General features: G+C 63.1%; 28 protein-coding genes. 14 read left to right on the forward strand and 14 right to left on the reverse strand.

Annotated elements, in window-relative coordinates; all coding sequences use genetic code 11:
* Window positions 1-175: 175 nt before the first annotated feature.
* Window positions 176-592: a hypothetical protein gene (locus D0T11_RS07160; RefSeq protein ID WP_119655097.1), complete on the reverse strand. Its 417-nt coding sequence runs from the start codon at window positions 590-592 to the stop codon at window positions 176-178.
* 180 nt (window positions 593-772) lie between these two features.
* Here D0T11_RS07160 and D0T11_RS07165 point away from each other — a divergent pair, with 180 nt between their 5' ends.
* Window positions 773-1,066 (forward strand): hypothetical protein, encoded by a 294-nt coding sequence (locus tag D0T11_RS07165; RefSeq protein WP_119655098.1) that lies wholly within the window; start codon window positions 773-775, stop codon window positions 1,064-1,066.
* 100 nt (window positions 1,067-1,166) lie between these two features.
* Here the strand turns inward: D0T11_RS07165 and D0T11_RS07170 are convergent, their stop codons facing one another.
* The 8 genes from D0T11_RS07170 to D0T11_RS07205 all read right to left on the reverse strand — a co-directional run bounded on the left by D0T11_RS07170 (window position 1,167) and on the right by D0T11_RS07205 (window position 11,254).
* The gene (locus tag D0T11_RS07170) at window positions 1,167-1,490 is read right to left on the reverse strand and encodes a hypothetical protein (RefSeq protein ID WP_119655099.1); all 324 of its coding nucleotides are present in this window, start codon (window positions 1,488-1,490) and stop codon (window positions 1,167-1,169) included.
* 274 nt (window positions 1,491-1,764) lie between these two features.
* The gene (locus D0T11_RS07175) at window positions 1,765-3,297 is read right to left on the reverse strand and encodes a bifunctional GNAT family N-acetyltransferase/carbon-nitrogen hydrolase family protein (protein ID WP_119655100.1); all 1,533 of its coding nucleotides are present in this window, start codon (window positions 3,295-3,297) and stop codon (window positions 1,765-1,767) included.
* A gap of 273 nt (window positions 3,298-3,570) precedes the next feature.
* The gene (locus D0T11_RS07180) at window positions 3,571-3,885 is read right to left on the reverse strand and encodes a hypothetical protein (RefSeq protein WP_119655101.1); all 315 of its coding nucleotides are present in this window, start codon (window positions 3,883-3,885) and stop codon (window positions 3,571-3,573) included.
* 324 nt (window positions 3,886-4,209) lie between these two features.
* Window positions 4,210-4,623, reverse strand: coding sequence for a hypothetical protein (locus D0T11_RS07185; RefSeq protein ID WP_119655102.1), 414 nt, complete (start codon window positions 4,621-4,623; stop codon window positions 4,210-4,212).
* Window positions 4,624-4,831: 208 nt separating this feature from the next.
* Complete coding sequence (locus D0T11_RS07190) at window positions 4,832-5,215, reverse strand: hypothetical protein (protein ID WP_119655103.1); 384 nt, start codon at window positions 5,213-5,215, stop codon at window positions 4,832-4,834.
* A gap of 332 nt (window positions 5,216-5,547) precedes the next feature.
* The gene (locus tag D0T11_RS07195) at window positions 5,548-7,656 is read right to left on the reverse strand and encodes a M13 family metallopeptidase (RefSeq protein WP_119655104.1); all 2,109 of its coding nucleotides are present in this window, start codon (window positions 7,654-7,656) and stop codon (window positions 5,548-5,550) included.
* 200 nt (window positions 7,657-7,856) lie between these two features.
* Complete coding sequence (locus tag D0T11_RS07200; protein WP_119655105.1) at window positions 7,857-9,968, reverse strand: M13 family metallopeptidase; 2,112 nt, start codon at window positions 9,966-9,968, stop codon at window positions 7,857-7,859.
* A gap of 221 nt (window positions 9,969-10,189) precedes the next feature.
* Window positions 10,190-11,254, reverse strand: coding sequence for an NADH:flavin oxidoreductase/NADH oxidase (locus D0T11_RS07205; RefSeq protein WP_119655106.1), 1,065 nt, complete (start codon window positions 11,252-11,254; stop codon window positions 10,190-10,192).
* A gap of 174 nt (window positions 11,255-11,428) precedes the next feature.
* Here D0T11_RS07205 and D0T11_RS07210 point away from each other — a divergent pair, with 174 nt between their 5' ends.
* The 5 genes from D0T11_RS07210 (at window position 11,429) to D0T11_RS07230 (ending at window position 14,740) form a co-directional block, all read left to right on the forward strand.
* Entirely contained in the window at window positions 11,429-12,286 is an 858-nt protein-coding gene (locus D0T11_RS07210) for a pirin family protein (protein ID WP_119655107.1), read from the forward strand.
* Between the two features lie 238 nt (window positions 12,287-12,524).
* Window positions 12,525-12,971, forward strand: a complete 447-nt coding sequence (locus D0T11_RS07215; RefSeq protein ID WP_119655108.1) for an Rrf2 family transcriptional regulator — start codon at window positions 12,525-12,527, stop codon at window positions 12,969-12,971.
* A 142-nt stretch (window positions 12,972-13,113) separates the two neighbouring features.
* Window positions 13,114-13,698, forward strand: a complete 585-nt coding sequence (locus tag D0T11_RS07220; RefSeq protein WP_182888292.1) for a biotin/lipoyl-binding protein — start codon at window positions 13,114-13,116, stop codon at window positions 13,696-13,698.
* A 57-nt stretch (window positions 13,699-13,755) separates the two neighbouring features.
* Complete coding sequence (locus D0T11_RS07225) at window positions 13,756-14,025, forward strand: phosphopantetheine-binding protein (protein ID WP_119655110.1); 270 nt, start codon at window positions 13,756-13,758, stop codon at window positions 14,023-14,025.
* Between the two features lie 148 nt (window positions 14,026-14,173).
* Complete coding sequence (locus D0T11_RS07230) at window positions 14,174-14,740, forward strand: GNAT family N-acetyltransferase (protein ID WP_119655111.1); 567 nt, start codon at window positions 14,174-14,176, stop codon at window positions 14,738-14,740.
* A gap of 100 nt (window positions 14,741-14,840) precedes the next feature.
* Here D0T11_RS07230 and D0T11_RS07235 read toward each other — a convergent pair whose 3' ends face one another.
* Complete coding sequence (locus D0T11_RS07235) at window positions 14,841-15,611, reverse strand: PPK2 family polyphosphate kinase (protein ID WP_119655112.1); 771 nt, start codon at window positions 15,609-15,611, stop codon at window positions 14,841-14,843.
* 122 nt (window positions 15,612-15,733) lie between these two features.
* Here D0T11_RS07235 and D0T11_RS07240 point away from each other — a divergent pair, with 122 nt between their 5' ends.
* Window positions 15,734-16,807: an acyltransferase family protein gene (locus D0T11_RS07240; RefSeq protein ID WP_119655113.1), complete on the forward strand. Its 1,074-nt coding sequence runs from the start codon at window positions 15,734-15,736 to the stop codon at window positions 16,805-16,807.
* Window positions 16,808-16,873: 66 nt separating this feature from the next.
* On the opposite strand, the gene D0T11_RS07245 is transcribed toward D0T11_RS07240, so the two are convergent.
* Window positions 16,874-17,521, reverse strand: coding sequence for a phospholipase (locus D0T11_RS07245; protein WP_119655114.1), 648 nt, complete (start codon window positions 17,519-17,521; stop codon window positions 16,874-16,876).
* Between the two features lie 240 nt (window positions 17,522-17,761).
* Here D0T11_RS07245 and D0T11_RS07250 point away from each other — a divergent pair, with 240 nt between their 5' ends.
* Window positions 17,762-18,142, forward strand: coding sequence for an Hsp20/alpha crystallin family protein (locus D0T11_RS07250; protein WP_182888293.1), 381 nt, complete (start codon window positions 17,762-17,764; stop codon window positions 18,140-18,142).
* Window positions 18,143-18,229: 87 nt separating this feature from the next.
* On the opposite strand, the gene D0T11_RS07255 is transcribed toward D0T11_RS07250, so the two are convergent.
* Window positions 18,230-18,553 carry a hypothetical protein gene (locus tag D0T11_RS07255; protein WP_119655116.1) on the reverse strand — a complete coding sequence of 108 codons (324 nt, stop codon included), beginning with the start codon at window positions 18,551-18,553 and terminating at the stop codon, window positions 18,230-18,232.
* Between the two features lie 99 nt (window positions 18,554-18,652).
* On the reverse strand, window positions 18,653-18,931 hold the full coding sequence (locus D0T11_RS07260) for a VF530 family protein (RefSeq protein ID WP_119655117.1): 279 nt from the start codon (window positions 18,929-18,931) through the stop codon (window positions 18,653-18,655).
* A 135-nt stretch (window positions 18,932-19,066) separates the two neighbouring features.
* Between D0T11_RS07260 and D0T11_RS07265 the strand changes: the two genes are divergently transcribed.
* The 3 genes from D0T11_RS07265 to D0T11_RS07275 all read left to right on the forward strand — a co-directional run bounded on the left by D0T11_RS07265 (window position 19,067) and on the right by D0T11_RS07275 (window position 20,651).
* Entirely contained in the window at window positions 19,067-19,897 is an 831-nt protein-coding gene (locus D0T11_RS07265; RefSeq protein WP_119655118.1) for a glycoside hydrolase family 25 protein, read from the forward strand.
* A gap of 114 nt (window positions 19,898-20,011) precedes the next feature.
* The gene (locus tag D0T11_RS07270; RefSeq protein ID WP_119655119.1) at window positions 20,012-20,398 is read left to right on the forward strand and encodes a septal ring lytic transglycosylase RlpA family protein; all 387 of its coding nucleotides are present in this window, start codon (window positions 20,012-20,014) and stop codon (window positions 20,396-20,398) included.
* A 49-nt stretch (window positions 20,399-20,447) separates the two neighbouring features.
* Window positions 20,448-20,651 (forward strand): hypothetical protein, encoded by a 204-nt coding sequence (locus D0T11_RS07275; protein ID WP_119655120.1) that lies wholly within the window; start codon window positions 20,448-20,450, stop codon window positions 20,649-20,651.
* Between the two features lie 90 nt (window positions 20,652-20,741).
* Here D0T11_RS07275 and D0T11_RS07280 read toward each other — a convergent pair whose 3' ends face one another.
* Window positions 20,742-21,146: a DUF6799 domain-containing protein gene (locus tag D0T11_RS07280; protein ID WP_119655121.1), complete on the reverse strand. Its 405-nt coding sequence runs from the start codon at window positions 21,144-21,146 to the stop codon at window positions 20,742-20,744.
* 194 nt (window positions 21,147-21,340) lie between these two features.
* On the opposite strand from D0T11_RS07280, the gene D0T11_RS07285 reads away from it, so the two are divergent.
* The 3 genes from D0T11_RS07285 to D0T11_RS07295 all read left to right on the forward strand — a co-directional run bounded on the left by D0T11_RS07285 (window position 21,341) and on the right by D0T11_RS07295 (window position 24,405).
* Window positions 21,341-22,255, forward strand: coding sequence for a DnaJ C-terminal domain-containing protein (locus D0T11_RS07285; RefSeq protein ID WP_119655122.1), 915 nt, complete (start codon window positions 21,341-21,343; stop codon window positions 22,253-22,255).
* Between the two features lie 53 nt (window positions 22,256-22,308).
* On the forward strand, window positions 22,309-22,641 hold the full coding sequence (locus D0T11_RS07290; RefSeq protein WP_119655123.1) for a chaperone modulator CbpM: 333 nt from the start codon (window positions 22,309-22,311) through the stop codon (window positions 22,639-22,641).
* Window positions 22,642-22,815: 174 nt separating this feature from the next.
* Window positions 22,816-24,405 carry a DUF6089 family protein gene (locus D0T11_RS07295; protein ID WP_119655124.1) on the forward strand — a complete coding sequence of 530 codons (1,590 nt, stop codon included), beginning with the start codon at window positions 22,816-22,818 and terminating at the stop codon, window positions 24,403-24,405.
* The last annotated feature ends 5 nt before the right edge of the window (window positions 24,406-24,410 follow it).

Consider the following 24,410-nt stretch of genomic DNA (forward strand, 5'->3'; position numbering starts at 1 on the left):
TCTCCAGCCCGCTCACGCATTCAAAAACCGCTGTAGGGGGCCTGGGTAAGGGTACCTTCGAGGCGACGCTCGGGTCCGTTTTGGTCGGGGTGTTGGTTGATACCGAGCATGGCGCGCGCGGTTGCGGATGGATCCGTCCGGTACGAAGTGCCCATACGGCAGCTTTTGTCCCTGGCTACCCGCGCTGCTCCTGGAGCCAGGCCACGGCCGCGCCCTCGTCGCCAAAAAATGCCACCGCGTGCGCTTTGCCCGCATAGTCTTTGGCGGGCACGAAATCGGGGGCTGCTACAATCTGTTCCAGCAGGGCGGGACCGGTGAGGTAGGCTACCCGTAGGCGGCCGTTGAGGCGGCGGGCCATGTCGGGGAAGTATTCGGCCAGCAGCCAGCGGGTAATAGCGGGGTCGTTGGCGGCGCGGCGGCGAATGTCCTGGAGCCAGTAGGAGCAGCCGGATTCCAGGGCCCGGGCGGTGAGCAGCTCGTAGGCGGCGGGCAGCAGCGCCGGGTCGGGCTGGTAGCTCCAGCGGCCCACCAGCAGGTCGAGGTCGGGGCGGTAGGTGAGCTGAAGAAGGTCGGAAGCTTGGCCGGCGGTCATGGGGCAGAATAGGCGACAAAAATACGCAAAGTTTGCCGCCGGCCGGCGGAGGCTTCGGCCACAGCCCGCGCCGGACTCGTTGCTAGCCGGTAGCCTTTCGGCCGGCACCTGCGTAGATAGTCCGGTATTCCGGCGGCCGGCTCTACCGGCCGCTTTTGCTCCTCCTTTTTTCGCTGCCTCATGAACCTACGTCCCCTGTTACTGGCCAGTGCTACCGCCCTGAGCCTGCTGGCCGCCTGCTCCCAGGAGCAGCCCGCCACCACCGCGCCTCCCGCCGCCGAAACCCCCATGGAACGCGCCGAAGACCTGGCCCCCGGCACCACCATCAAAGGCGCCGACGGCAGCAAAATCGTGAAGCAGGCCGATGGCGACATCAAAGTAAAGGATGCCAACGGCAACGTAGTAAAGCGCGACGCCGACGACGGCACCGTGAAAATGAAGTCGGAGGACGGCACCAAAACCGTTATCAAGTAGGCCCGGCACCGTCCGTTGGCCCCGCAAAAACGCCGCCCTGGCTCAATCGAGCCGGGGCGGCGTTTGTATGATGCAGGCTCAGCTGATGTCGGCGGGCCGGCTACTGGCGGTTGCTGCGCCCACGCTTGCGCAAGGGCCGGGTCGTGGGGGCCGGCGTAGCGGGCTGCACCTGCACCGAATCGACGATTACCTGGCCTGAGGGCATATAGGGCATAGCCAGCCGGGCATTGGGCTCCACTACGGGCACCGGCAGCGGCTCGGCCGCCGCCTGGCTCGCGCCGGTGGGCAGCACCACACCGGGCACCGGACTAATGCGCTCGGCCGGCTGGTGGCGGGTAGGCGTAACGGGGGCGCGGTTCTGGGCCAGGGCCGCGCCGGCACTCAGGCCGGTTAGCAGCAGGGCAAGGGTCAGGAATCGGAACATGAAGCAGGGAGTCAGGGTGGAAAAAGAAGCCCGCGCAGGGTGCCCAAAAGCACTCCGGCCAGCCGTATCATTAGGTACGACTGGCCGGGGGGTATAGTTGGTTGAGTAGGGTGGTTGAGTAGGGTGGTTGGGGTAAAGGAACTGTCATCCTGAGCTTGCGAAGGATCTTTTTACGCCAGCACAGCCAGAACAACGACTTGTGCAGACGTGAGAAGATCCTTCGCAAGCTCAGGATGACAGTTCCTTTACTCCACTCCTTTTACCTGCTCCCCTGCTAATGCTTGGGCATCAGCTCGGCCGAGCTGAGCTTGTACACGTCGTGGCGGCGGTTGCGCAGGTTTTGCACGCTGCCCTGCTGGCGGAGCTTGTCGAGGATGGACAGGTCCACGTCGGTGACCAGAATCATTTCGGTGTTGGGCGTGGCCTCGCTTTTCACGCCGGTGTTGGGGAAGGCGAAGTCGCAGGGCGTGAGCACGGCCGACTGGGCGTACTGGATGTCCATGTTTTTTACCCGGGGCAGGTTGCCCACCGAGCCGGCAATGGCCACGTAGCACTCGTTTTCGATGGCCCGGGCCTGGGCGCAGTGTCGTACCCGCGAGTAAGCCGTCTGGGTATCGGTCAGGAAGGGTACGAACAGGATGTCCATGCCCTGGTCGGCCAGCAGGCGGGCCAGCTCCGGGAACTCCGAGTCGTAGCAGATCAGCACGCCCACCCGGCCGCTGTCGGTGTCGAAGGTCTGGAGGCGGGAGCCGCCCTTCAAAGCCCAGTACTTGGCCTCGTTGGGGGTCACGTGGATTTTCTCGTAGCGCTCGGTGGTGCCGTTGCGGCGGCAGAGGTAGCCCACGTTCATCAGCTGGCCATCGGCGGCCAGTTCGGGCATCGAGCCGGTGATGATGTTGATGTGGTACTTGACGGCCAGCTGGGTGAAGCGGCGCAGAATTTCGGGCGAGAACTGGCTGAGCTTACGGATGGCGTCGATTTCGCTCAGCTCGTTGGTTTCGGCCATCAGCGGGCCGTGAAACAGCTCCGGGAACAGGGCGAAGTCGGCGCGGTAGGCCGCCAGCGCATCCACGAAGTACTCCACCTGCTGAAACAGGTCATCGAGGCCGTCGTAGAGGCGCATCTGCCACTGCACCAGGCCCAGGCGCACCTGGGTTTTGGGGGCCGCGGCACTGGCCGGCCGGTCGTGGTAGAGCATGTTGTCCCACTCCATGAGCAGGGCATAGTCGCCGGAAGCATCGTCGCCGGGCAGGTAGTTGCGGATCACGCGCACCGGATGAAAATCGTTGGCTAGCTGAAAGTTGAGGGCCGGGTCCACGATTTCGCGGTTCTTCACCTTCTGCACGTACTCCTTGGGCGAGAGCGTGCTCTGATGTTCGTGGTAGCCGGCAATACGGGCGCCAAACGTAATGGCGCGCAGGTTGAGCCGCTCGCAGAGCTCCTTGCGGGCCTCGTAGAGGCGGCGGGCCAGCCGCCGGCCCCGGTACTCGGGGTCTACAAACACTTCAATGCCGTAGAGGGTGTCGCCGGTAGGCGTGTGGGTGCTGAAAGTATATTTACCGGTAATCTGCTCGTAGGTGTGCTCGTCGGAAAACTTGGCCCGCTCCACTACGATGGATAGGGCGGCAGCCACCACCTTATCGTTCACCGTTACCACCATTTGGCCCTCGGGAAACAAATCCAGCAGCCGCGTAATCGACTCCTCGCGCCAGTACGAGCCCATCCGGGGGTAGGCCCGCAGCATGGCGGCTTTCATGGCTTCGTAATCCTGGGGGCGCAGATGGCGGATTTCGATGATTTCATTCATAAACAATGGGTAAGGGACAAGAGGGTTGACAACAAAAAAGGCAGTCCGGCCGATCAGACGCACCAAATCCGGCCGCTGACGGGCAGCAGTCGGAACCAGGGAAACCTCGTGACGGATGGACCAGATGGCGCGCCAACGCGGCCGGACTCCTTAATATAACGCGGAGCAGGGCTTTTAGTTAGTAAGCAGTGCCTGCCCGTAGAAACGACCGAAGCCGCTCCCGGCAACGGGAGCGGCTTCGGTCGTTTCTACGGGCAGGCACCGGACAGCACGTTATTTCTTCGTGCTACGAACCGGCGCGCCTACTTTCACGCTGGGTACGCGGTTGCTCCGGCGCTTTTTGGCTTTGAGGTAGAGTTTCCAGCGGCGAACAGGGCCAAGCTTTTTGAGTTTGTGGCGGCTGTTGCCCCGGTAAGCGGCGTAATTGGGGCGTCCGCGCTTGGCACTACGCCGAAACAGGGAAGCCGTGGTGAGGGCCTCCGCCCCGACCGAAGTAGCAGCCGGGCGGCCCGAATGGGTGGCCAGGGCGTCTTCGGGCACCAGCAACATCGTAAAAGCCAAAATCAGCAAGAGTAATTTTTTGAACATAAGGAAGGAAATTAAGAGAACAGAGGATGAACAACACCGCTAATACCGCCCGCCGAACTCAGGGGTATTTAACTAGTAATGAATGTATACCAAAGGTATCAAAGATAAAAATTGAACTTTCCAGGAATAGTTTGCACATCAAATATTCACCATAAACAATTGTTCTATTCCACTATAATACCATGTAGCTACTCATGATTTATTGAAATAGTTAAACATATTATAAACACAATACTTTGAGCAGCACACCGGAAAAACCTCAAGCATAAAAAATCCTTCACCACCAACGTGGCAAAGGATAGCAAGTAGCAACCAGCGAAGTGCTTACCGCCGCGAGCAAAGCCAGCGAACGGCTTCTCCTTCATCGGTAAACTGGTTCAGCGAGCAATAGACGCCGTGGGTATGGGGCAGGGCGGGCAGGCTCTCGTCGCGCACATCATCGAGCTGGTAAGGGGCTACCAGAAACGCCAGGTACACGTGCCCCTGGAGGTGGCGGCGCAGGGTGGGATAAAATTCGTCGGTCAGCCAATGCACGTCGCGGGAGTCCACTTCCACCCGGCGGCGCGAGTCAATCAGCCAGCAGCAGCATGTGTCGCAGGTGCTGGCGTAGCGCAGCAGCTCCTGGTAGCCGGCCCGCAACTCGTGCGAAGCCGTGGGCCGCAACCAACGGGCCGTCATGATGCCCAGATCGGGGCGGTGGGAGAGGTCGAGGAAATCGGCAAGCGTGGTTGAAGTCATGCAAGCAGCAGCTAAGGGGCTCCGCCGGAGCGCGGGGCAGCTAGTATACCCCATACGGTCCTCATCAAAATTGCGTTGGTTGGCCAGGAAACACTGCCACTTTTATCGCCTGATGCTCAGGCATTTTCCTCTACACATAATTGTATCTGACTCCTCTCCGACCGAAGAATTCAGGCGAGTCATCCGGGTACCGTGCGCGTGCCGGGGCTCAGGGCCGGGCGGGCGGGGTTGGGGGAGTGGGGGTTTCTACCGGCCGGATGTCGTAGCGGCGGTTGAATTCGGCTACGGCTTCGGAGCCCACGTTGCGCTTGGTCACCACGATCATCACGCCCTCGGCGGCCGTAGCCCCGAAGATACGGACGGCTTCCGGGCCTTTCACCACGTTGACGGAGGCAATGGTGCGGCGGTTGAGCTGGTTGATGGTTTGCTGATCGGAGGCTTGCCCGTCGAGGAAGTACAGGCTGGGGCCGGTAGTCTGGCGGGTGGGTGCGGCGGGCGCGTTCTGGGCTTTGGCGCTGGGCGCGGCCAGCCCCAGCAGCAAAAGCAGGCTGGTGCCGAAGGCCGTGTGACGGAAGGAAGGGAAGGAGAGCATGGCCGCCGCAGCTCACAAAGTTTGTGCCGCAACCACCCAAAAAGGGCCGGTGACCGGCGGTAATCGACCCTTTTTATCCTGATTGTCTCGTCCGGGTATATGTTGACACTTTTCCCAAAAGGTGTCAACATATACCCGGACGAGACACTGAACGCAACAAGGCCGCCTACGTGGAGTAGGCGGCCTTTCTATTTGTGTGAGAAGTTTATGCAGTGTGCAAAGAGGCCCTTCGGATAGCGCTCAACGTCAGGTTGCCGCAGAGGTGCGCAGAGGGAAACGCAGAGGCCCGCAGTGTTCTGATAGCACAGTGCACAGCATCCACACTCCTCAACCTACCAGATGCGGGCGCGCTGGTTTTCGGCGCGCACCATCTTGCCTTGCTCCTGGCAGCCGAAGGCCTCGTAGAACTCGGGCATGTTCATGAGCGGGCCGTTGGTGCGGAACTGGGCCGGGGAGTGCGGGTCGGTGAGCACCTGCTGGCGCAGGTATTCGGGGCGGGCGTTGGTGCGCCACACCTGGGCCCAGGCCAAAAAGAAGCGCTGCTCGGGCGTGAAGCCGTCGTAGCGGGGCGGCGGGGTGCTGCCGTACTTCTGCTGGAGCTGCTTTTCGAGGGCCGAGTAGGCCAGGGCCAGCCCGCCGAAGTCGGCCAGGTTCTCGCCCATGGTCAGCTTGCCATTCACGAACACCGAATCCAGGGGCTGGAAGGCCGAGTACTGGGCGCCCACCATGTCGGCGCGCTTCGTGAACTCGGTGGCGTCGTCCTTGGTCCACCAGTCGCGCAGGTTGCCCTGGGCATCCGACTGGCGGCCGCGGTCGTCGAAGCCGTGGGTGATTTCGTGGCCGATGACCGCGCCCATACCGCCGTAGTTCACCGCGTCATCGGCGTTCGGGTCGAAGAACGGGGGCTGCATGATGCCGGCCGGGAACACGATTTCGTTGAGCGAGGAGTTGTAGTAGGCGTTTACCGTGGGCGGCGTCATGCCCCAGACCGAGCGGTCAATCGGCTTGCCGTAGCGGCTCACGTTGTCCTTGCCCTCCCACTCGCGGGCGGCCAGCATGTTTTTCAGGTACGACTCGCGCGAAATATTCAGAGCCGAATAGTCCTTCCACTTGTCGGGGTAGCCGATTTTGACGGTGAACGAGTTGAGCTTCTTCATGGCTTCTTCCTTGGTCACCGGGCTCATCCACTCCAGCCCCTTGATGTGCTCACCCATGGCCTCCTTGATATTGGCCACCATCTGCTGGGCCTTCACCTTGGTTTCGGGCTTGAAGGCTTTGTCCACGTACAGCTGCCCGAAGGCCTCGCCCAGCGAGCCGTCGGTGGCGCGCAGCATCCGCTTCCAGCGCGGCTGCTGCTGCTTGGCCCCGCTCAGGACCTGCTGAAAACGGAACGACTCCTCCACGTAAGCTTTCGGCAAAGCCGAAGAAACCGACGACACGAGGTGCCAGCGCAAGTAGGTCTTCCAGTCGCCCAACGGTTCCTGCTTGAGGGCGGCATTGGCTTCCTTGAGGAACTCCGGCTGGCCCACAATCACCTCTTTAGCCGAAGCCAGATCAAGGGCGGGCAGCATGGCGGGCAGGTTCAGGTTGGGAAACTGCTGGCTGGCCTCGGCCACCGTCATCTTGTTGTAGTTGGTGTAGGGGTCGCGCAGGGCCACGCGGTCCTTGCTGGCCTTGGCCAACCGGGTTTCGAGGCGCATCACGGTCACGGCGTTTTTGGCGGCCATGGCCGGGTTGTCGCCCAGCATTTTAAAGGTGTTGGTGAGGTAGGTGGTGTACGCAGCCCGGATGGTTTTCGAGCGGGCATCGTCCTTGAGGTAGTAGTCGCGGTCGGGCAATGTCAGGCCGCCCTGGCTCAGGTACAGCGCGTACTCGTCGCTTTTCTTGCGGTCCTGGGCCACGCCCAACCCGAACACCGAGCGGGTCTGCACCTGCTGGGCGCGCACGAGGCCGTTCTGCAGGTCCTTCAGGTTTTTGATGCCGTTGATGCGGTTCAGCTCGGGCTGCAGGTACTTCAAACCGGCCTTCTCAATGGCCATCGAGTCCATGGCCGTGGCGTAGTAGTCGCCCACCTTTTGCAGGTTCGAGCCCCGCGCCGCCGTGGTATTGGCCGCCGACTCCTCCAGAATCTGGCGCATCACGGCCTCGTTCTGGTTGATGAGGCCGTTCCAGGAGCTCCAGCGCGACTCGGCCGCCGGAATCGGGTTGTTCTTGAGCCAGGTACCCGAAGCGTACTGGAAAAAGTCGTCGCAGGCCGACACCGACTGGTCGATGTTCGCCGGATCGAGGCCCACGCCGGGCATTATGGCCCCGAGTTGGGCGGTAGGCTCGGCCATCGGGGCGGTGGTGGTCGTTGTGGCCGGCGCGCTGGCCGCGCAACCGCCCAAAGCCAGGCCGGTAGCGGTGCCCAGGGTAAGCAGGAAGGTACGTTGAGTGGTCATAGGTGGGAAGGGAAATGTGGAGTGTGGGTTGATGTTTTTAGAGCTAGCTCCCCTCCTTGGAAAGGAGGGGTTGGGGGTGGTTGACGACGTGTGAACGTCAACTAGCCACTAGTTTTAGAACTAGCAACCGTTCCTCCATCATCAACCACCCCCAACCCCTCCTCATCTGAGGAGGGGAGCTAGTTTTTAGCTTCTGTTCATTACCAGATAACCGCCCGGTCGGCATCGGTCCTAACCATTTTCTGGCCGGGTTGGCAGCCGAAGGCCTGGTAGAACTCAGGCATGTTCATGAGCGGGCCGATGGTGCGGTACTGGCCGGGCGAGTGGGGGTCGGTGAGGATTTGCTGGCGCAGGGCCTCGGGGCGGATATTGGTGCGCCGCAACTGGGCCCAGCTCAGGAAAAAGCGCTGCTCGGGCGTGAAGCCGTCGATAAGCGGGCGCTTGCCCTTGCCGTACTGCTGGTCGAGCTGCTTTTGCAAAGCGGCGTACACGATGGTGAGGCCGGCGAAATCGGCCAGGTTCTCGCCCATCGTGAGCTTGCCGTTCACGTTCACCGAATCGAGGGGCGAGAAGGCCGAGTACTGAGTGCCCACCACGCCAGCGCGCTTCGTGAACTCGGCCGCGTCGGCCGGCGTCCACCAGTCGCGCAGGTTGCCCTGCGAATCGTACTGCCGGCCCGAGTCGTCGAAGCCGTGGGTCATTTCGTGGCCCATTACCCCCCCGATGGCTCCGTAGTTTACGGCGTCGTCGGCTTCGGGGTCGAAGAAGGGCGGTTGGAGGTAGCCAGCCGGGAACACGATTTCGTTCATCGGCGGGCTATAGTAGGCGTTGATGGTGGGCGGGGTCATGCTCCACTCGGTGCGGTCAATCGGCCCGCCGTATTTCTTGATGTTCTGCTGATAGCTCCACTGCCGCGCGGCCAGCACGTTTTTCAGGTACGATTCGCGGCTGATGGTGAGGTCCGAATAGTCCTTCCACTGGTCGGGATACCCGATTTTCACGCGCAGCGCGGCCAGCTTTTTCAGGGCTTCCTGCTTGGTGGGCTCGCTCATCCAGGTGTTGGTCTGGATGTGCTCGGCCATCGACTCGCGGATGTTGGCCAGCATCGTCAGGGCCTTCTGCTTGGCGGCGGGCGGAAAGGCTTTGTCGACGTAGAGTTGCCCGAAAGCCTCGCCCAGCGTGCCGTCGGTGGCACCCAGCATCCGTTTCCAGCGGGTGGGCTGCTGCTTGGCCCCACTCTGCACCTGGGCAAACCGGAACGCCTCGTCGCTGAATGCCTTGGGCAGCGCCGTGGGCACCGACGACACCAACTGCCAGCTGAGGTACGTTTTGAGGTCGGCCAGCGGCGTCTGTTTCAGCACGTTGCTGAGTTCCTTGAAGAACTCCGGCTGACCCACAATCACCTCCTGGGCCGCACCCAGGCCGTTGCGCTTAAGCAGCGTGGGCAGGGCCATGTTCGGGAACTGCTTGTCGGCCTCGGCCACCGTCATCTTGTTGTAGCTGGCGTAGGGGTCGCGCAACGAAACGCGGTCCTTGCTGGCCGCGGCCAGCCTGGTTTCCAGGCGTAGCACGGCCTTAGCCTTGGCGCTGGCGGCGGTTTCGCTCTCGCCCAGCAGCTTAAACGTGTTGGTTAGATACTGCACGTAGGCCGTGCGCACGGCCAGCGAGCGGGCATCGTCTTTCAGGTAGTAATCCCGGTCGGGCATGCTCAGGCCGCCCTGGCTCATGCTCACGGCGTACTGGGCGCTGTTTTTACGGTCGGGTGATACGCCGGCCCGGAAGAAGGCCCCGGTGCCCATCGTCTGCTGGCGGGCCATTTCAGCCTGCACGTCGGCCAGGCTTTTCAGGCCGTTGATGCGGGCCAGTTCAGGCTTGAGGTACTTGAGGCCCGCCTGCTCCAGGCCCACCGAGTCCATGCCGGAGGCGTAGTAGTTGCCTACTTTCTGGCGGTTGCTGCCGGGCGTGGCGCTGGGGTCGGCGGCCGCATCTTCGAGCAAGGCCCGCAGCGTGGCCTGGGTGCGGTCGTTCAGCAGGTTGCGCGGACCCCAACTAGAGGCGTAGCCCGGCACCGGGTTGTTGCGCAGCCAGTTGCCGCCCGAAAACTGGAAGAAGTCCTCGCAGGGCGACACCGAGCGGTCGATATCGGCCAGGTTGATGCTGCGGCCCGGCCCCAACTCCTGGGGAGCGGCCGGGGCAGCGGTGGCGGCGGTGGCGGGGTTAGTAGTGGCAACGGGCTGCGAGGTGGCGCAGCCGGCCAGGGTCAGCAGCAGCGCTGCCGCCCCGGCCCGGTGAGGAGCGGAAAGGTTTTTCATTCAGAAAGATAGAGCGTACGGTCTTGCCGTAACGTCGCACTCCGCTGTAGAAAGGTTGCATGTTGGGCATTGGCGAAGCTGGAACCCGCCAATTGCTACCAAACAACGTCGGGGCGGGGACAAGCCCCCGCCTGCCGCCAGAACCAAACCGTTGACCTGGTACGAACGACGGGCGGGGGTAACCGCAGGACAGCGAAGCGAAGCCCCGCCCCGACGTCGTTCTACCGCTTCGCCCGTGCGTACTGCTTGGGCCACTCCACCTCAACGCCCAGTTCCTGGGCGGCGTGGAGCGGGAAGTAGGGGTCGCGGAGCGATTCACGGGCCAGCAGCACCACATCGGCCTGGCCGGCAGCCAGGATGTCTTCGGCCTGCTGGGCTTCGGTAATCAGGCCCACGGCCCCGGTGGGCAGGCCGGTTTCGCGGCGTACCTGCTCGGCGAAGCGCACCTGGTAGCCGGGAGCTACCGGAATATCGGCCTGGGCCACGTTCCCGCCGGTCGAGCAGTCGAGCAAGTCCACGCCGGCCTCCTTTAACAGTGCGGCCAGGCGCACCGAATCGTCGCCGGTCCAGCCGCCTTCGGTCCAGTCGGTGGCCGAGATGCGCACCCAGAGCGGCAGCTCCCCGGGCATTTCGGCACGGGTGGCCGCCACCACTTCCAGCAGCAGCCGGACGCGGTTTTCGAACGAGCCGCCGTACTGGTCGGTGCGCTCGTTGCTCAGGGGCGACATGAATTCGTGGAGCAGGTAGCCGTGGGCCGCGTGCACCTCAATCACCTCGAACCCCGCCGCCACCGACCGGCGGGTGGCCTGCCGGAAATCCTCGATTACCTGCCGGATACCCGCTTCATCGAGGGCCTGGGGCGTCGGCTCAGCGGGGGTGAAGGGCAGGGCGCTGGGGCCTACGGTGCGCCAGCCGCCCGCTGCCGGGGTCAGGGCCTGGCTGCCTTTCCAGGTGCTGGCGTGGCTGGCCTTGCGGCCGGCGTGGGCCAGCTGGATGCCGGCTACGCAGCCCTGGTCGCGCATGAAATCGGTGATGCGGCGCAGGCCGGCCACGTGCTCATCCTGCCAGATGCCGAGGTCGTCGGGGGTGATGCGGCCCTCGGGCGACACGGCGGCCGCTTCGAGCAGCACTAACCCAGCTCCGCCCACGGCCCGGGAGCCCAGGTGTACCAGGTGCCAGTCGGTGCTGAAGCCGCCGGGGCTGCTGTACTGGCACATGGGCGAAATAATAATGCGGTTGCGGAGCGTGATGCCGCGCTGGGTGAAGGGCTGAAAAAGATGGATCATTCGTGTTGAGTGTTCAGTTATCTTATCGGTTTTGAGTGGTCAGTTGACCGCTGTCATACATGACGGTATCGAACCGGAAGGGTTCATAACAAAAGCGGCGGCCGATGTTTTGGTTACCTCGTTAACCTTACTGGCAACTGACAATCAACAGCCGACAACTACTACACCCCCAATATGCGCACCATCAAAGCCCTGCACCAGGCCCAGAACGCCCCCATAGCCGACCTGACGACTTACCGCGCCCTGCCCACCAGCTCGGTCGGCCACCTCGACCCGTTTCTGTTTCTCAACCACCACGGCCCGCAGGTGTACCCGGCCCACAACCAGGGCCTGCCTTTCGGTCCCCACCCCCACCGGGGCTTCGAAACCGTTACATTCATTCTGGCCGGCGACATCATGCACCAGGATTCAGGCGGCCACCAGAGCGTGATTGAAGCGGGCGGCATCCAGTGGATGACGGCCGGCCGGGGCCTGATTCATTCCGAAATTTCTTCCGACGAGTTCAAACGCGCCGGCGGGCCACTCGAAATCCTGCAGCTCTGGGTGAACCTGCCTGCCCGCCTGAAGATGACGGAGCCCAACTATATCGGGATCCAGGAGGCTGACATTCCGGCCGTTGCCCTCGATGAGGGGCGCGTAACTATTCATGCCGTTTCCGGCGAGTGGGGCGGCACCGTCGGGGCTGTGCGGCCGCTCACGGATATGAGCCTGGCCACCATCAACTTCCATCAGGGTGGCCGCCTGAACCTCACGATTCCGGCCGAGCGCACCATTTTCTGCTACCTCATCCGGGGCCGCCTGCGCATCAACGGCCAGGAAACGCGGATGCGCCGCCTCGTGGAGTTCAACGCCGACGGCGACGAGTTTCAGGCCGAAGCCCTGACCAACGATGCCGTGCTACTGCTGGGCCACGCCACGCCGTTCAACGAGCCCATCGTTTCCTACGGGCCTTTCGTGATGAACTCCGAGGCCGAAATCCGGCAGTCCTACGCCGATTACCAGGCCGGCAAGTTCGGCACCTGGCAGGAATAGCGGAAACGAGCCGCCCGGGGTAGGGGCGGGCACAAGCCCCTACCCCGGGCACCAATAAATCCCGGGGTCTGTAAGGTATTTCGGGCGATGAATCGTCGGCGAGGGGGTGTGGCACTGATGCTGCGCCCCTTTTCTATGGCGTACTCCTACCCTTATTTTCAGGCGGACCAAAACAAAACGGTTGCACACAACCTTTATAGTACGTACCTTTGTAACCGCTTCTGTTACTTACCAGCTCATGAACACGCGTTTCGCCGTTGCAACCCACATTCTGGCCTACCTGGCGCATGCCCAGGGGCAGCCGGTTTCGTCGGAGGTGCTGGCCGGCAGTGCGGGCACCCACCCGGTGGTGGTGCGCCGCCTGGTGGGCACGCTGCGCGAAGCCGGGCTGGTGCAGAGCCAGCGGGGCGCGGGCGGCGGCACGCTGCTGGCCCGGCCGGCCACCGACATCACCCTGCTCGACGTGTTCCGGGCCATGCAGGATACCGAACCCGATCTGTTTCAGGTGGGCAGCACCAACCCCAATGCCCACTGCGACCTGGGACGGGTGATGCAGGAAACCCTGGAAGGCCTGTTCGGGCCGGCCATTGAGGCCATGCGTACCGCCTTGGCGGCCGTTTCGGTGGCCCAGGTGGCCCAGGAGCTAAGCCAGCGCCTGGCGGGCTGCCCCGGAAACCCGGGTTAGCCTTTTCATTTCTTCCGAAATGTAACCAAATTGGTTACTGTCTGTTTTTCACCGCTTTTCGCCCCGCGCTTTCCTTATGCGGCGGAAACTCCTGGCCGGCCCTCCTACTGGCGACCAACCCGGCCCAGCCGATTTCTTTCTCATGAAAAAACTACTTGGCGTAACGCTTGTCGTTTTCGTCGCGGTCAGCAGTGCCATACTGCCTCTCTGGCTAACGCCCACCGCCGTACTGGCAGATTCAGACGCGACCCTGGGCTCCCAGCTCCGCCCCCTCATTCACGCGCCAAATGCTGCCCCGGCGGTTGGGTCGCCCGTTTTCGCCGGCCAGGCCGGCCGGGTGCACGAGGTGTACGTGCACGAGGGCCAGCAGGTGCGCCAAGGACAGGTGCTGCTCAAGCTGCTGGAAAAAATTCCGAGCGTGCAACAGCAGCAGCAACGCGCCCGACTCAGCCGGCAGCAGCGGGCCTACGCGGCCTTACTGGCCCGGCAGCCCGCCGCGTCGGCCGCCGCGCTGATCGCTGCCCGCCAGCAGCTGGCCACCACTCAGGCCCATTTGGCCCGCCTGGTACCGATGCTCAGCTTCGTGTTCGTAACGGCCCCCGCCGACGGACTTGTTACCCGCTCAACGGCCCGCCCCGGCGACCAGCTCACGCCCCAGACTCCGGTGGCCACCCTGGCAACCGGCACGCCCCCGGATACTACAGTGCTACTCCCCAGCGTTGAGTAATTTCTGTTTGCAGGATTCACCCCGCTTTTCTTTTGTTTCTGCTTTTTTTTCGCACTTATGGAACAGCTCATTCGCTACCAGGTTGAGCGGATGCTTCATCGGAAGCGCCGCAACCCCGCCGTCGTCATCACTCCCGCCACCCGCTTGCAGGAGGATATCGGAGTGGATTCCATCGACCTCGTGGAACTGGCCATCAACCTCGAACACCGCTTTCACATTGAAATTACGGACGCCGAAATGGAAGCCATGCGCACCGTCGGCGATGTGCTGGCCTGCGTCGACCACCACCTCAGCCTGCTCGAAGCCCAGCCCGTAACGGCGCGCTAGGCCCACCGCCCTTGCGCGGATCGGGGGCGGGCCGGGGCAACGAGCACGGCGAGGGACCAGTAGCATAGCCGCGCCGTTCTACCCTCGCCTCCAACGCGCCGGGCGGGGAAGAGGGGCGTAATTGCGACCAACCGCGTATCTTTTTTCCATGATTCCACTCATCACCTATACTCCCCGGCTCACGCTGGTTGCCGCCAGCCGGGCCCTGCTCATCGCCGAAACCACAAAGCCTCAGTATTTTCCGGTGCTGTTGGGAGCCCAGTTGCCGGCTCACTGGCCACCCGGCGAATACGATGCGGAAGCCCAGCAGTATTTCCTGGATCGGCTCACGGCCGGCGGCCGCGACGCGGCGGGTTGGTACGGCTGGTACGCGCTGCTCCGGGCCGGCGCGGAAGTCTCCGCCAACACGCTCGTCGGGGCCGGCGGCTTCCACGGCCCGCCAGTGGACGACACGGCCGAAATCGGGTTTTCGATGGCCCAGGACTGGCATGGCCGGGGCCTGGGCACCGAGCTGGTGGCCGGCCTGGTACGCCACGCCGCCGATACGGATATGGTGCGCTACCTCACGGCGCGTACCACGCCCGCCAACTCGGTAGCCCGGCGCGTACTGGAGCGCAATGGCTTCCGCCAGATCAGCGAAGCCCTGGACGCCGAGGGTCGCCAGCTTTTCGGCCGCGACGTCGGCGAAGCCGATAAGAACGAGAAGAAGGCCTGATGGCCTGATGCTCAGTCCGGATTACCCCCGTTATCCTGAATGCAAAGCAGGACCCGAAAAGAGGCTGGCTGGCCGCTTCTTGCCGGGTCCTGCTTTGCATTCAGGATGACATTTTCTGTTTCATCACCTTGCCCTTCGGGTACTGCGGGTTGAGGGCGACTAGGGCGTCGCGCAGGGTTTGGGCGACAACATAGGCTTTGTACCAATTCTGGTCGGCGGGCACGATGTGCCAGGGGCAGCTGGCGGGGCTGCACTGGCGGAACACGTCCTCGTACACCTGGCGGTAGGCGGGCCACTGGCCGGCCTTTTTTTCGTCGCCGGCTTCGTATTTCCAGTGCTTGGCGGGGTCCGTCACGCGTTCTGCCAGCCGCTCCCGCTGCTCCTTTTCCGACACGTGCAGGTAGAACTTGAGCACCGTGGTACCGGCCTGCTGGAGCAGCTCCTCGAAGGCATTGATGGCACTGAAGCGCTGCCGGGCCGTTTTGTCGTCAATCAGCCCTTCTACCCGGGTAATGAGCACGTCCTCGTAGTGAGAGCGGTTGAAGACCTGCATCATGCCCCGGGCGGGGGTCTGCTGATGAATGCGCCAGAGGAAGTCGTGGGCCAGCTCGCGCTCGGTGGGCTCCTTGAACGAGTACACCCGCACGCCCTGGGGGTTGATGCCGCTGAACACCCGCCGGATCAGGCCATCCTTGCCGCTGGCATCCATGCCCTGCAAAACGATGAGCACGCTGTGGCCGTTAGCGGCGTAGAAGCGGTTCTGAAGCTCAATGAGCTCCTGGCGGATTTTTTTCAGCTCGCGCTTGATGCTGGCTTTGTGAAACTCCTTGGGGGCGCGGCTGGGCAGCTGGGTCAGGTCGAAATCAGGCATGGGATACACGGTTGAGGTCCGGGTAGTATCATACGACAGATTTTGCTGGTTTTGTTCGGCTGAGCGGGCCGAAGGCCGCAGCCGGCGTTGTACTTTGCACCCCCACCTGCTGCTGCCTGCCTATGCCCCTGCCTGCCGACACGCCCCTTACGTACCGCCCCGAGCTGAACGGCGTGCGGGCCCTGGCCGTGTGGGTGGTGGTGGTGCAGCACTGGGCCATGCCGCCCATTATGATGGGCGAAATGGGCCGCATGACCTTTTTCGTGCTCAGCGGCTACCTGATTGCGGGCATCGTGTGGCGGCAGCAGGTGTACCCGGGGGCTCCGGGGGCCTGGCACCGGCGGCTGGGCACCTTCTACCTGCGCCGGGTACTGCGCATCATTCCGCCTTACTACTGCGCCCTGGCGTTGGGGGCATTGCTGCCGCTGGCTACCATCCGGGAGCATCCGCTCTGGTTTCTGCTGCCGGCGGCCAATCAGCTTTTCTACTCCCTCGGCCGCTGGGGTGAAGGGTGCGGCCACCTCTGGACGCTCGCCGTGGACGAGCAGTTTTACCTGCTCTGGCCCGCCCTGCTGGCAGTAACGGGCCAGCGCGTCCGGTGGCTGCTGGCGTTGGTGGCGGCCGGCCTGGCCTTCCGCGTGGGCTGGGGCCTGCTCGTACCAGCGGGCGCCGGCCTGATTCTGTTACCCGCCTCGCTCGACCTGTTTGCCGCCGGTACGCTGCTGCGCCTGCTGGAGCACACGCCGGCCCTGGGCCGGGTGGCCCGGGGCCGTTACGTGCTGCTGGCCTGGGCCGGGTGGTGGGCGCTCTGGGCCGGGCTGCACTCGCTGCGCGGCGGCGACATCTGGGTGATGGTGTTTCCAACGGTTGGGGCCGGGGCGGCTTTTCTCTCGTTGGCCTGGCTGCTCCACAACCCCGGGGCCGCCCGGCGGCTTGGACTGCTGCACCCGCTGCTGCTGTGGCTGGGCCAGCGCAGCTTCGGCGTGTACCTCTACCACCTGATGCTGCCGGTATTCTGGCAGCGGGTGGTGTATTTCCTGTGGCCGGCCGGGTCGTCGTGGCGCCTCACGCTGCTCGGCCCGCTTCCCACGTTGCTCGTGCTCACGCCAGTGCTGCTGCTGCTCAGCGCGGCCTCCTGGCACTTCATCGAGTTTCCGCTCAACCGCCTGAAACGCCATTTGCGCTACGCGGCTTAAACGTCTGAACAACTCGGGAAGCATCCTGGGAATGACCGTCTAGCAGCTCTCGGCCTGTGAAAAGACTTATTTTCCCACCGTGCCCAGGGCGGCCAGCGTGAGCGGACCTTCCGACACATACCGCAGCTGGGCTTTCAGGCCGGCATCCTGCATATCCTGGAGCAGGGCCTCGCCGGTTGCTTCGGGCGTAAAGGCCTCCGTGGTCGTGGAAATCAGCGTTACCGGCCGTTCGGGCAAGCCCACCAGCGTGGCCCGGCGGTCGATGGTGGGCGGGAAGATGGAGGCGTAGAGCAGCAGCCGGTCGTAGCGGGTGCGGCCGCCGGCCAGCCAGCGGCAGGCCGCTGCGGCCCCGTGGCCGTAGCCGAACACCGTTACGGGCACGCCCTCGGGGCACTGGGCCAGCACCTGGGCGGCCAGCTCGTCGAGATAAGTCGTCAGGTCGGACAGGTCGGCCAGCAACGAGTCGGGGGCAAACCAAGTGGCGGCGGTAGTGGGCGTAGCGGCAATGGGAGCCGGCAGGGCGTAGCGCGAGAGGCCTTCGGGCAGAATCAGCAGCCGCTCCGGCGTATCGAAGTTGACCAGCTGGGCCGCGAAATCGCCCAGCGGCTGGCCCTCGCCGTGCAGGCAGAACCACACGTGCTGAATATCGGCCCCGGGTTCGCCCAGACTGATGTAGCGGGCCGTGCGGGTGGTGTGGAAAGGGCGGGGTATCATGGGAGCAGATAGTAGAAGTTGTGCGAATACGGCGGGGTACGGCAACACCCGTTTCTCCGCCGATACGGCCCCTGCACAAGGCAAGACCGGTCCAAAGCAGACATTATGACGGTTTCAGCAGGCAAGGTAGCACCTGCTCCCGACTTTCTGACACAGCCCCCTGTTTGGGTGCCTTACCGTGGGTCTGGTACGGCTTTTGAAATACCGCCGCTACCTTACCCACAGAAAGGACCACTAGTTATGAACCTGATCAGCAAAGAATTCATCCGTACCATCGCCCCGCAACTCAACCTGCTTAATACGCTGGGAGGAGGCACCGCGCAGGCCCGGTTACGCATTGATAAGCGCGAGAAAGGGGTGATTATCCGCGTAGCCGCCCCTTCGGTTTCGCCCGACAACCTGCATGTGGTCCTCAACGAGGACCAGCTTACCATATTCGCCGAATTCCGGCACCAGTCCGGCGACAAGCTCGCGGCCCCGCTCTTCACGCGCACCCTGCAACTGCCCGCCGGCCTCAACGCCGCCCGCATTGATGCCGTGTTTGAGGGGGAGGAACTGCTGGTGCGCATTCCGTACGCGGCCAACGACGAGCCCCGCGAAATCGACATCCGGCAGCGCTAGCCGCCGCTACTCCATACTGCCGGGACCGACCGGCTCCTGTTTCACCCGCCACTGCGTTGCCGCAGTGGCTTTTTTACGCCCCTCGCCTCAGGACAGCAGCGGCCACAGCAGCACAAAGCCCATAAGCAGCGCCAGGTAGAACCACCCCATCAGCTGCCCCCGGAACCGCCGCGGCAGCCGGTTGCTGAGCAGCAGCACACCTGCTACGATCAGCGTGAGGTGGAGCAGCAGGAACACCACCGTTTTCACCCAGTTGCTCACAATGGTATTTTCGGGCTGCATCTGGTCGGCCATGCCCAGGCCCGAGGTGGCGAAGCGCAGCAGGTAGTATGCCCCCGTCTCGAAGAGCAGAAACAAGCCTGTCCCTCCCAGCACCGCCAGCGGCCCCGTTTTTTCGCGTACGTCAGCCATAAGAAAGAAGGAGAGAGTGCAGGGGAAGGCGATAAGGCAGCGGCTGGTTGGACAGGGCCGTTTTTTTTCCTTCGCCTGACTGCTCAACTACCCGGTCAGCTACCGCTTGCCCAGCACCTCGGCCGTGCGGGTCTGGACGTAGAGGTCCTCGACTTTGGTGCGGGCCCAGGGCATGCGGCGCAGGAAGGTAAGGCTGGACTTGATGCTCGGGTCCACGGAGAAGCAGTTGATCGGGATGCGGCGGTCCAGCTCCGGCCAGCCGTAGGCCGCCACCAGGTACTCCAGAATCTGGGCCAGCTTGATGCCGTGCAGCTCCCGGATCAGGTGGCCCGACTCGTCACGGGCTTCGTTGGCGGAGGGCTGGGCAGAGTCGGGCATAGGGAAAAGGTATTTCGACTGTAAACTTGCAAAAAACCGGGGGCATTCTCCGCTTTTGGGTTGCGTTTTCCGGGCCAACCGGGTACCAGGGAGCCGGGCAGGGGCGTTACCTTTACTGCTCACGAACCCGGCCACATGCCTCCCGCTTCCCGTTCCCGTCCGGTTTACCGCTCCGGCACAGCGCGTCGGTGGCTGCCTTGGCTGCTGCTGGCCGTGCTGCTGGCCGGCGCCGTGGGCTACGGCCGCTACCAGCGGCAGCTCAACCGCTACGCCCGCCGCGCCTACGCCACCTTTCGCAGCCGCTACCTCACGGGCCACGAGCAAACACCCCTGCTGGCCGGCTACTCCGTCCACGGCATCGACGTATCGGCCTACCAGGGGCATATCGAATGGCCGCTGGTGGCTGGCCATCAGGTGCGGTTCGCGTTTATCAAGGCTACTGAGGGCATCACGCTGCGCGACAGTCGGTTCCGGCGCAACTGGCGCGGGGCCCGCGCCGCCGGTATCTACCGCGGGGCCTACCACTATTTCCACCCCGACTACGACGCTGCGCAACAAGCCAACCTGTTCACGCGCACCGTGCCCCTGGCCGCCGGCGACCTGCCGCCTGTGCTCGACGTGGAGCACGCCCAGTTTCATGATGTGGCCCGGATGCGCCGGGGCGTGGCCATCTGGCTGCGGCTGGTTGAGCGCCACTACGGCGTGCGGCCCATCCTGTACTCCAACTACAGCTTCTACCAGCGCCACCTGGCCGGGCACTTCGACGACTACCCGCTCTGGCTGGCCCATTATGAGGTTGACCAGCCCCGCCTGCCCCCGGGCAAGTGGCTCATCTGGCAGCACTCCGACGAGGCCTACGTGCCCGGCATCCGGGGCACCGTGGATTTCAACGTATTCCAGGGCAGTTTCCAGCGGCTCGCCGCCCTGCGGATTCCGGCCAGCCATAAAAAACCGGCACGCCATTGAGCCTTCTGCCGGTGCGGTAAGGCCGGCCTTGTTGCTGCCCCCTTCTACCTTCCCGCCTCATGCTGCTCGGGCTTGCCCGCCAACCTTCTGCTACGGCTGTCGTTTCTGTCATCTATGCCTGGTTTCTTCCGATTGATTTTTGGTACCGCTGCGGGCCTGCTGGTGGCGGTTTTACTTACCGGCTGCGCGGGCAGCGGGGCTTTCACCCAAACGGGCAAAGCCTCTTACTACGCCGATAAATTCAACGGCCGCGAAACGGCCAGCGGCACTATTTACCGGCCCGGCAAGCTCACGGCGGCCCACAACACCCTGCCCTTCGGCACTCAGGTACGCGTGACCAACCCACGCAACCACCGTTCTGTCAAGGTCGTCGTTACCGACCGGGGGCCGCACGCCAAGGGCCGCATCATCGACCTCTCGAAAAAGGCCGCCCGTAAAATCGACATCATTGACGCCGGCGTAGCTCCGGTGGAGTTGAAAGTCATCCGCAAAGCCCGCTAAACCGGCTTTCAACTGCTCCTTTTTCCCTTCCTGACCTACGTTTCCCGCTATGCGCATCCGCAAAAAAGTTCAGTGGACCCTTCCCACCGAAGCCGACCGCTTCGGCCAACTCAGCGCTTTCATCCGGGCAGCAGAGGCTCAGAGCTGGACCGAAACCGAAATTCAGTTCGTGATGGATGAGGTTGTGGAAGCGGCGGATGAGGCCGAAGTAGCGCTCATTTTTCAGGACTACACCCAACACGCCCGCCGCTAACCCCAGCACCCGGGCACCGCAGCAGCGCCCTCACACCAAAAAGGCTGGCGTGAGGGCGCTGTGTCGGTTGGCGGGCAGTAAGAGATGTTGTTACTTGCGGCGCTTGCCCTTCATCTTCTCCATTTGCAGATTCCGCAGGCTGTCCTGCTCCATCTTCATGGCCATGGTGGTCATGCGGCCCGTCAGCGACATATAATCACCTTCCTTGAGCATGATGCGGGCACCGTCGGCCATGGTCACGGTACCATCGGCCCCGACTTTAGTGCCGTTTACCAGCGTGGCATCCGTGCTCAGGTTGCCCGTGTGGGCGTCGCGGGTTTCCAGCACTTTGCCATCTTTCATCAGGTAGCCATCCTTCATGGTGGCCGCGTTGACCGTCACCCGGGGCTTGGGTTGCGCGCCCCGGCGTACGGGGGCTTTCGTCTGGGCCTCGGCCTGGAGGGCGGTGGCCGCCACGAGCAGAAAAGTGGCCGCCAAGGTAGCACGAATGTTCATACTAATAGGAGGTTGGGTGGGTGATAAATAAGCTCCGAAAGCAAGGATAGCCGAAAATACGGGTTTTCCCGGATTGCAACTTACCGTGAGTAGGGCAGTAACCCCACGCGGTTTGGTTTCGTTTCAAAATCATTCCCGATCCGGCTCCGCCCATTGGGCTACATTTCTCTCCCGCTTTTCGCCCGACGACAACCGTGGATTACAAAGATTACTACCAGGTGCTGGGCGTCGAGAAGACGGCCACCAAGGACCAGATTAAGAAGGCCTACCGCAAGCTGGCCCGCCAACATCACCCCGATGTGAATCCGGGCAACGAAGAGGCGGAGCGCAAGTTCAAGGAGGCTAACGAAGCCCAGGAAGTGCTCAGCGACGATGAGAAGCGCCGCAAGTACGACCAATTGGGGGCCGACTGGCAGCGCTACCAGCAAACCGGCGGGGCGCGCGGTGGCCAAAGCCAGGGCGGCGGCTTCGACTGGTCGCAGTATGCCCAGGGGGGCGGAGCAGGCGGCGGCGAAGACCCATTCGGCGGAGCCGATTTTTCGGACTTTTTCAGCTCCATGTTTGGGGGCGTGGGCGGCCAGGGCGGCGGGCGGCCCCGCACCGGCCAGGATTACCAGGCTGAGCTGGAGCTCTCCCTCGAAGATGCTTACCAGGGCGGCCCGCGCACGCTCACGGTGAACGGCAAGAACCTGCGCCTCACCATTCAGCCCGGCGCAGAGGACGGGCAGGTTATCCGGTTGCGCGACCAGGGTGGCCCCGGACGCAGCGGCGGCCCCGCCGGCTCGCTCTACATCACCCTCCGCATCCGGCCCGATGCCCGCTACTCGCGCACCGGCCACGACCTGACGATGGATGTGCCCATCGACATGTACACGACCTTGCTGGGCGGCGAGAAAACCGTAGAAACTCTGTCGGGGGCCGTAAAAATCACCATCAAGCCCGAAACCCCGAACGGCACCCGCCTGCGCCTGCGCGGCAAGGGCTTCCCGGTATACCGCCAGCCTGGTCAGTTCGGCGACCTGTACCTGCGCCTCTCCCTCACGCTGCCCCAACACCTGACCGACGAGGAAAAAACCCTGTTCCGTCAGCTGGCCGCCCTACGCCAATAACGGCGGCCTTCATTTCTGTACCCTGTACCCGCTACCAGTAACTGCCTGCTGCCATGGAAGCTTCTATTGTCACCATCACTTTCCACGACTGTGTTACGCGTTACGGTCTGAGCGAGGCCGATGTGCGCGAGTTTGTGGAACTGGGCCTGCTGCACGCCGCCCCCAACACGCCCGACGCCCTGCGCGAGGAACCCGCCCACGTAGCCCGCCTGGCCCGCCTGCACCACGATCTGGGCCTGAGCAAGGAAGGGCTGGAAGTGGTGCTGGTCCTGCGCCAACAGCTGGATCAGCTCCAGCAGGAAGTGCGGCAGCAACGGGCGCGGGTGCGGCAGTTGGAGGTGTTTTTGAGCGGCTCAGCCCCGCTGCTGGACATTGACTTAACATGATGACGGCTGATTTTCGTCCATCTTCCGCCGGCTCTGTGTTTGCCAGAACCATAAAAAGTTCCCGGCTTCGTTGTAAGGTTATGGTTTTGGTACAACCCTTTTCGCGTTAGGCAGTATAGATAGCCAATTCCGCTTTGCCGGATAGTCCTCCCCAGCCACTTTTTCTCCCTTCCTATGCTTCCACGCATCCCCTTTTCCAAGGTGCTGGCGTTGGGTATCACCGCCTGTACACTGGCGCCCCAACTCTCCCACGCCCAAACGTCGGACCGCAAGACGAACATCAGCGTGTATTACAACTGGCTGCAATACCACGGCGACCTGGGGTCGGAGTGGTTCAAGCACGACAAGGTAGAATATGGCCTGGGCCTGACGGTGAGCCGCTACGTAGCCAAAGGCCTGGATGTGGGCCTGGACCTGAGCTACGGCGACATGAAGTTCTCGGCTCCCTACCCCAAGAACGTGCAGAATCCCTATCACCGCTTCGATGCCAACGTGGTGAACGTGGGCATTCCCATCAAGCTCAAGCTCAACAATGGCTGGGCTCTCAAAGAGGAGGCCTTTATCGCCCCCTACCTGGTGGTGCAGCCCGGTGTATTCTTCGCCAGCCCTGACCTGTACACGGCTCAAAACCAGCGGCAGGTGGCCAAAAACTCCGACGTGTACGCCTTCGATATTCAGGCGGCTGCGGGTATCAAGTTTCAGTTCTCGCCCAGCGTAGCGGCCTTCGTACAGACGGGCCAGCATTATATGTTTACCGACCAGGTAGACGGCATTGCCAACAAGGGCAACATCAACGACCGGTACCTGCAACACAAGTTCGGCTTGTCCTTCAATCTGGGCAAAGCGGCGGATGAGGACGGTGACGGCGTTTCGGATAAGAAGGATAAGTGCCCCGGCACTCCCGCCGGCGTAGCCGTGGACCTGCCCGGTTGCCCACTTGATGGCGACGGCGACGGCGTTCCGGATTACCAGGATAAGTGCCCGACCGAAAAAGGGCTGGCCTCGCTCGAAGGCTGCCCCGACCGCGACGGTGACGGCATCCGCGACAGCGAAGACAAATGCCCCGACACCCCCGGCAAGGCCGAACTCCAGGGCTGCCCCGATGCCGATAACGACGGCGTGATTGACCAGAATGACAAGTGCCCCAACACTCCCGGCGGCGTGAAAGTGGATGCCACTGGCTGCCCGCTTGATGCCGATGGCGACGGTGTTCCCGATTACCAGGACCGCTGCCCCAACCGCCCCGGCCCGGCCTCGAACAAAGGCTGCCCCGAGATGAAGCTGGAAGAGAAGAAGCGCCTCCAGGAAGCCACCAAGTACATCCAGTTCGAGTTCAACAAGGCAGCGCTGAAGCCTTCATCGTACCCCACCTTGGATCTGCTGGTGAAGATCATGAACGATTACCCGGATTACTACCTGGGCATCTCGGCTCACGCCGACAGCAAGGGCGACAACGCCTACAACCTGCGCCTGTCGGATGAGCGTGCGGCTTCGGCCCGCGAGTACATGCTCCGCAAAGGGGTATCAGCCGACCGCATTGTGGCGCATGGCTACGGCGAATCGAAGCCGATTGCCACCAACGACACGGACGCTGGCCGTGCCCTGAACCGTCGCGTAGAGTTCGATGTATACCTGCCCGGCGACCAGAATCCTGCCGAGGTGAAGTACGGTCCGGCCCCGGAAATTCCGGCTCAGGCTCCCGAAGCCCCCAAGCAGCCGGTGCGCAAAGTGGCCCCCCGGAAAGTAACGGGTCAGCGGAAGTAATTCCA

Source organism: Hymenobacter rubripertinctus (assembly GCF_003583925.1).
Taxonomy (GTDB): domain Bacteria; phylum Bacteroidota; class Bacteroidia; order Cytophagales; family Hymenobacteraceae; genus Hymenobacter; species Hymenobacter rubripertinctus.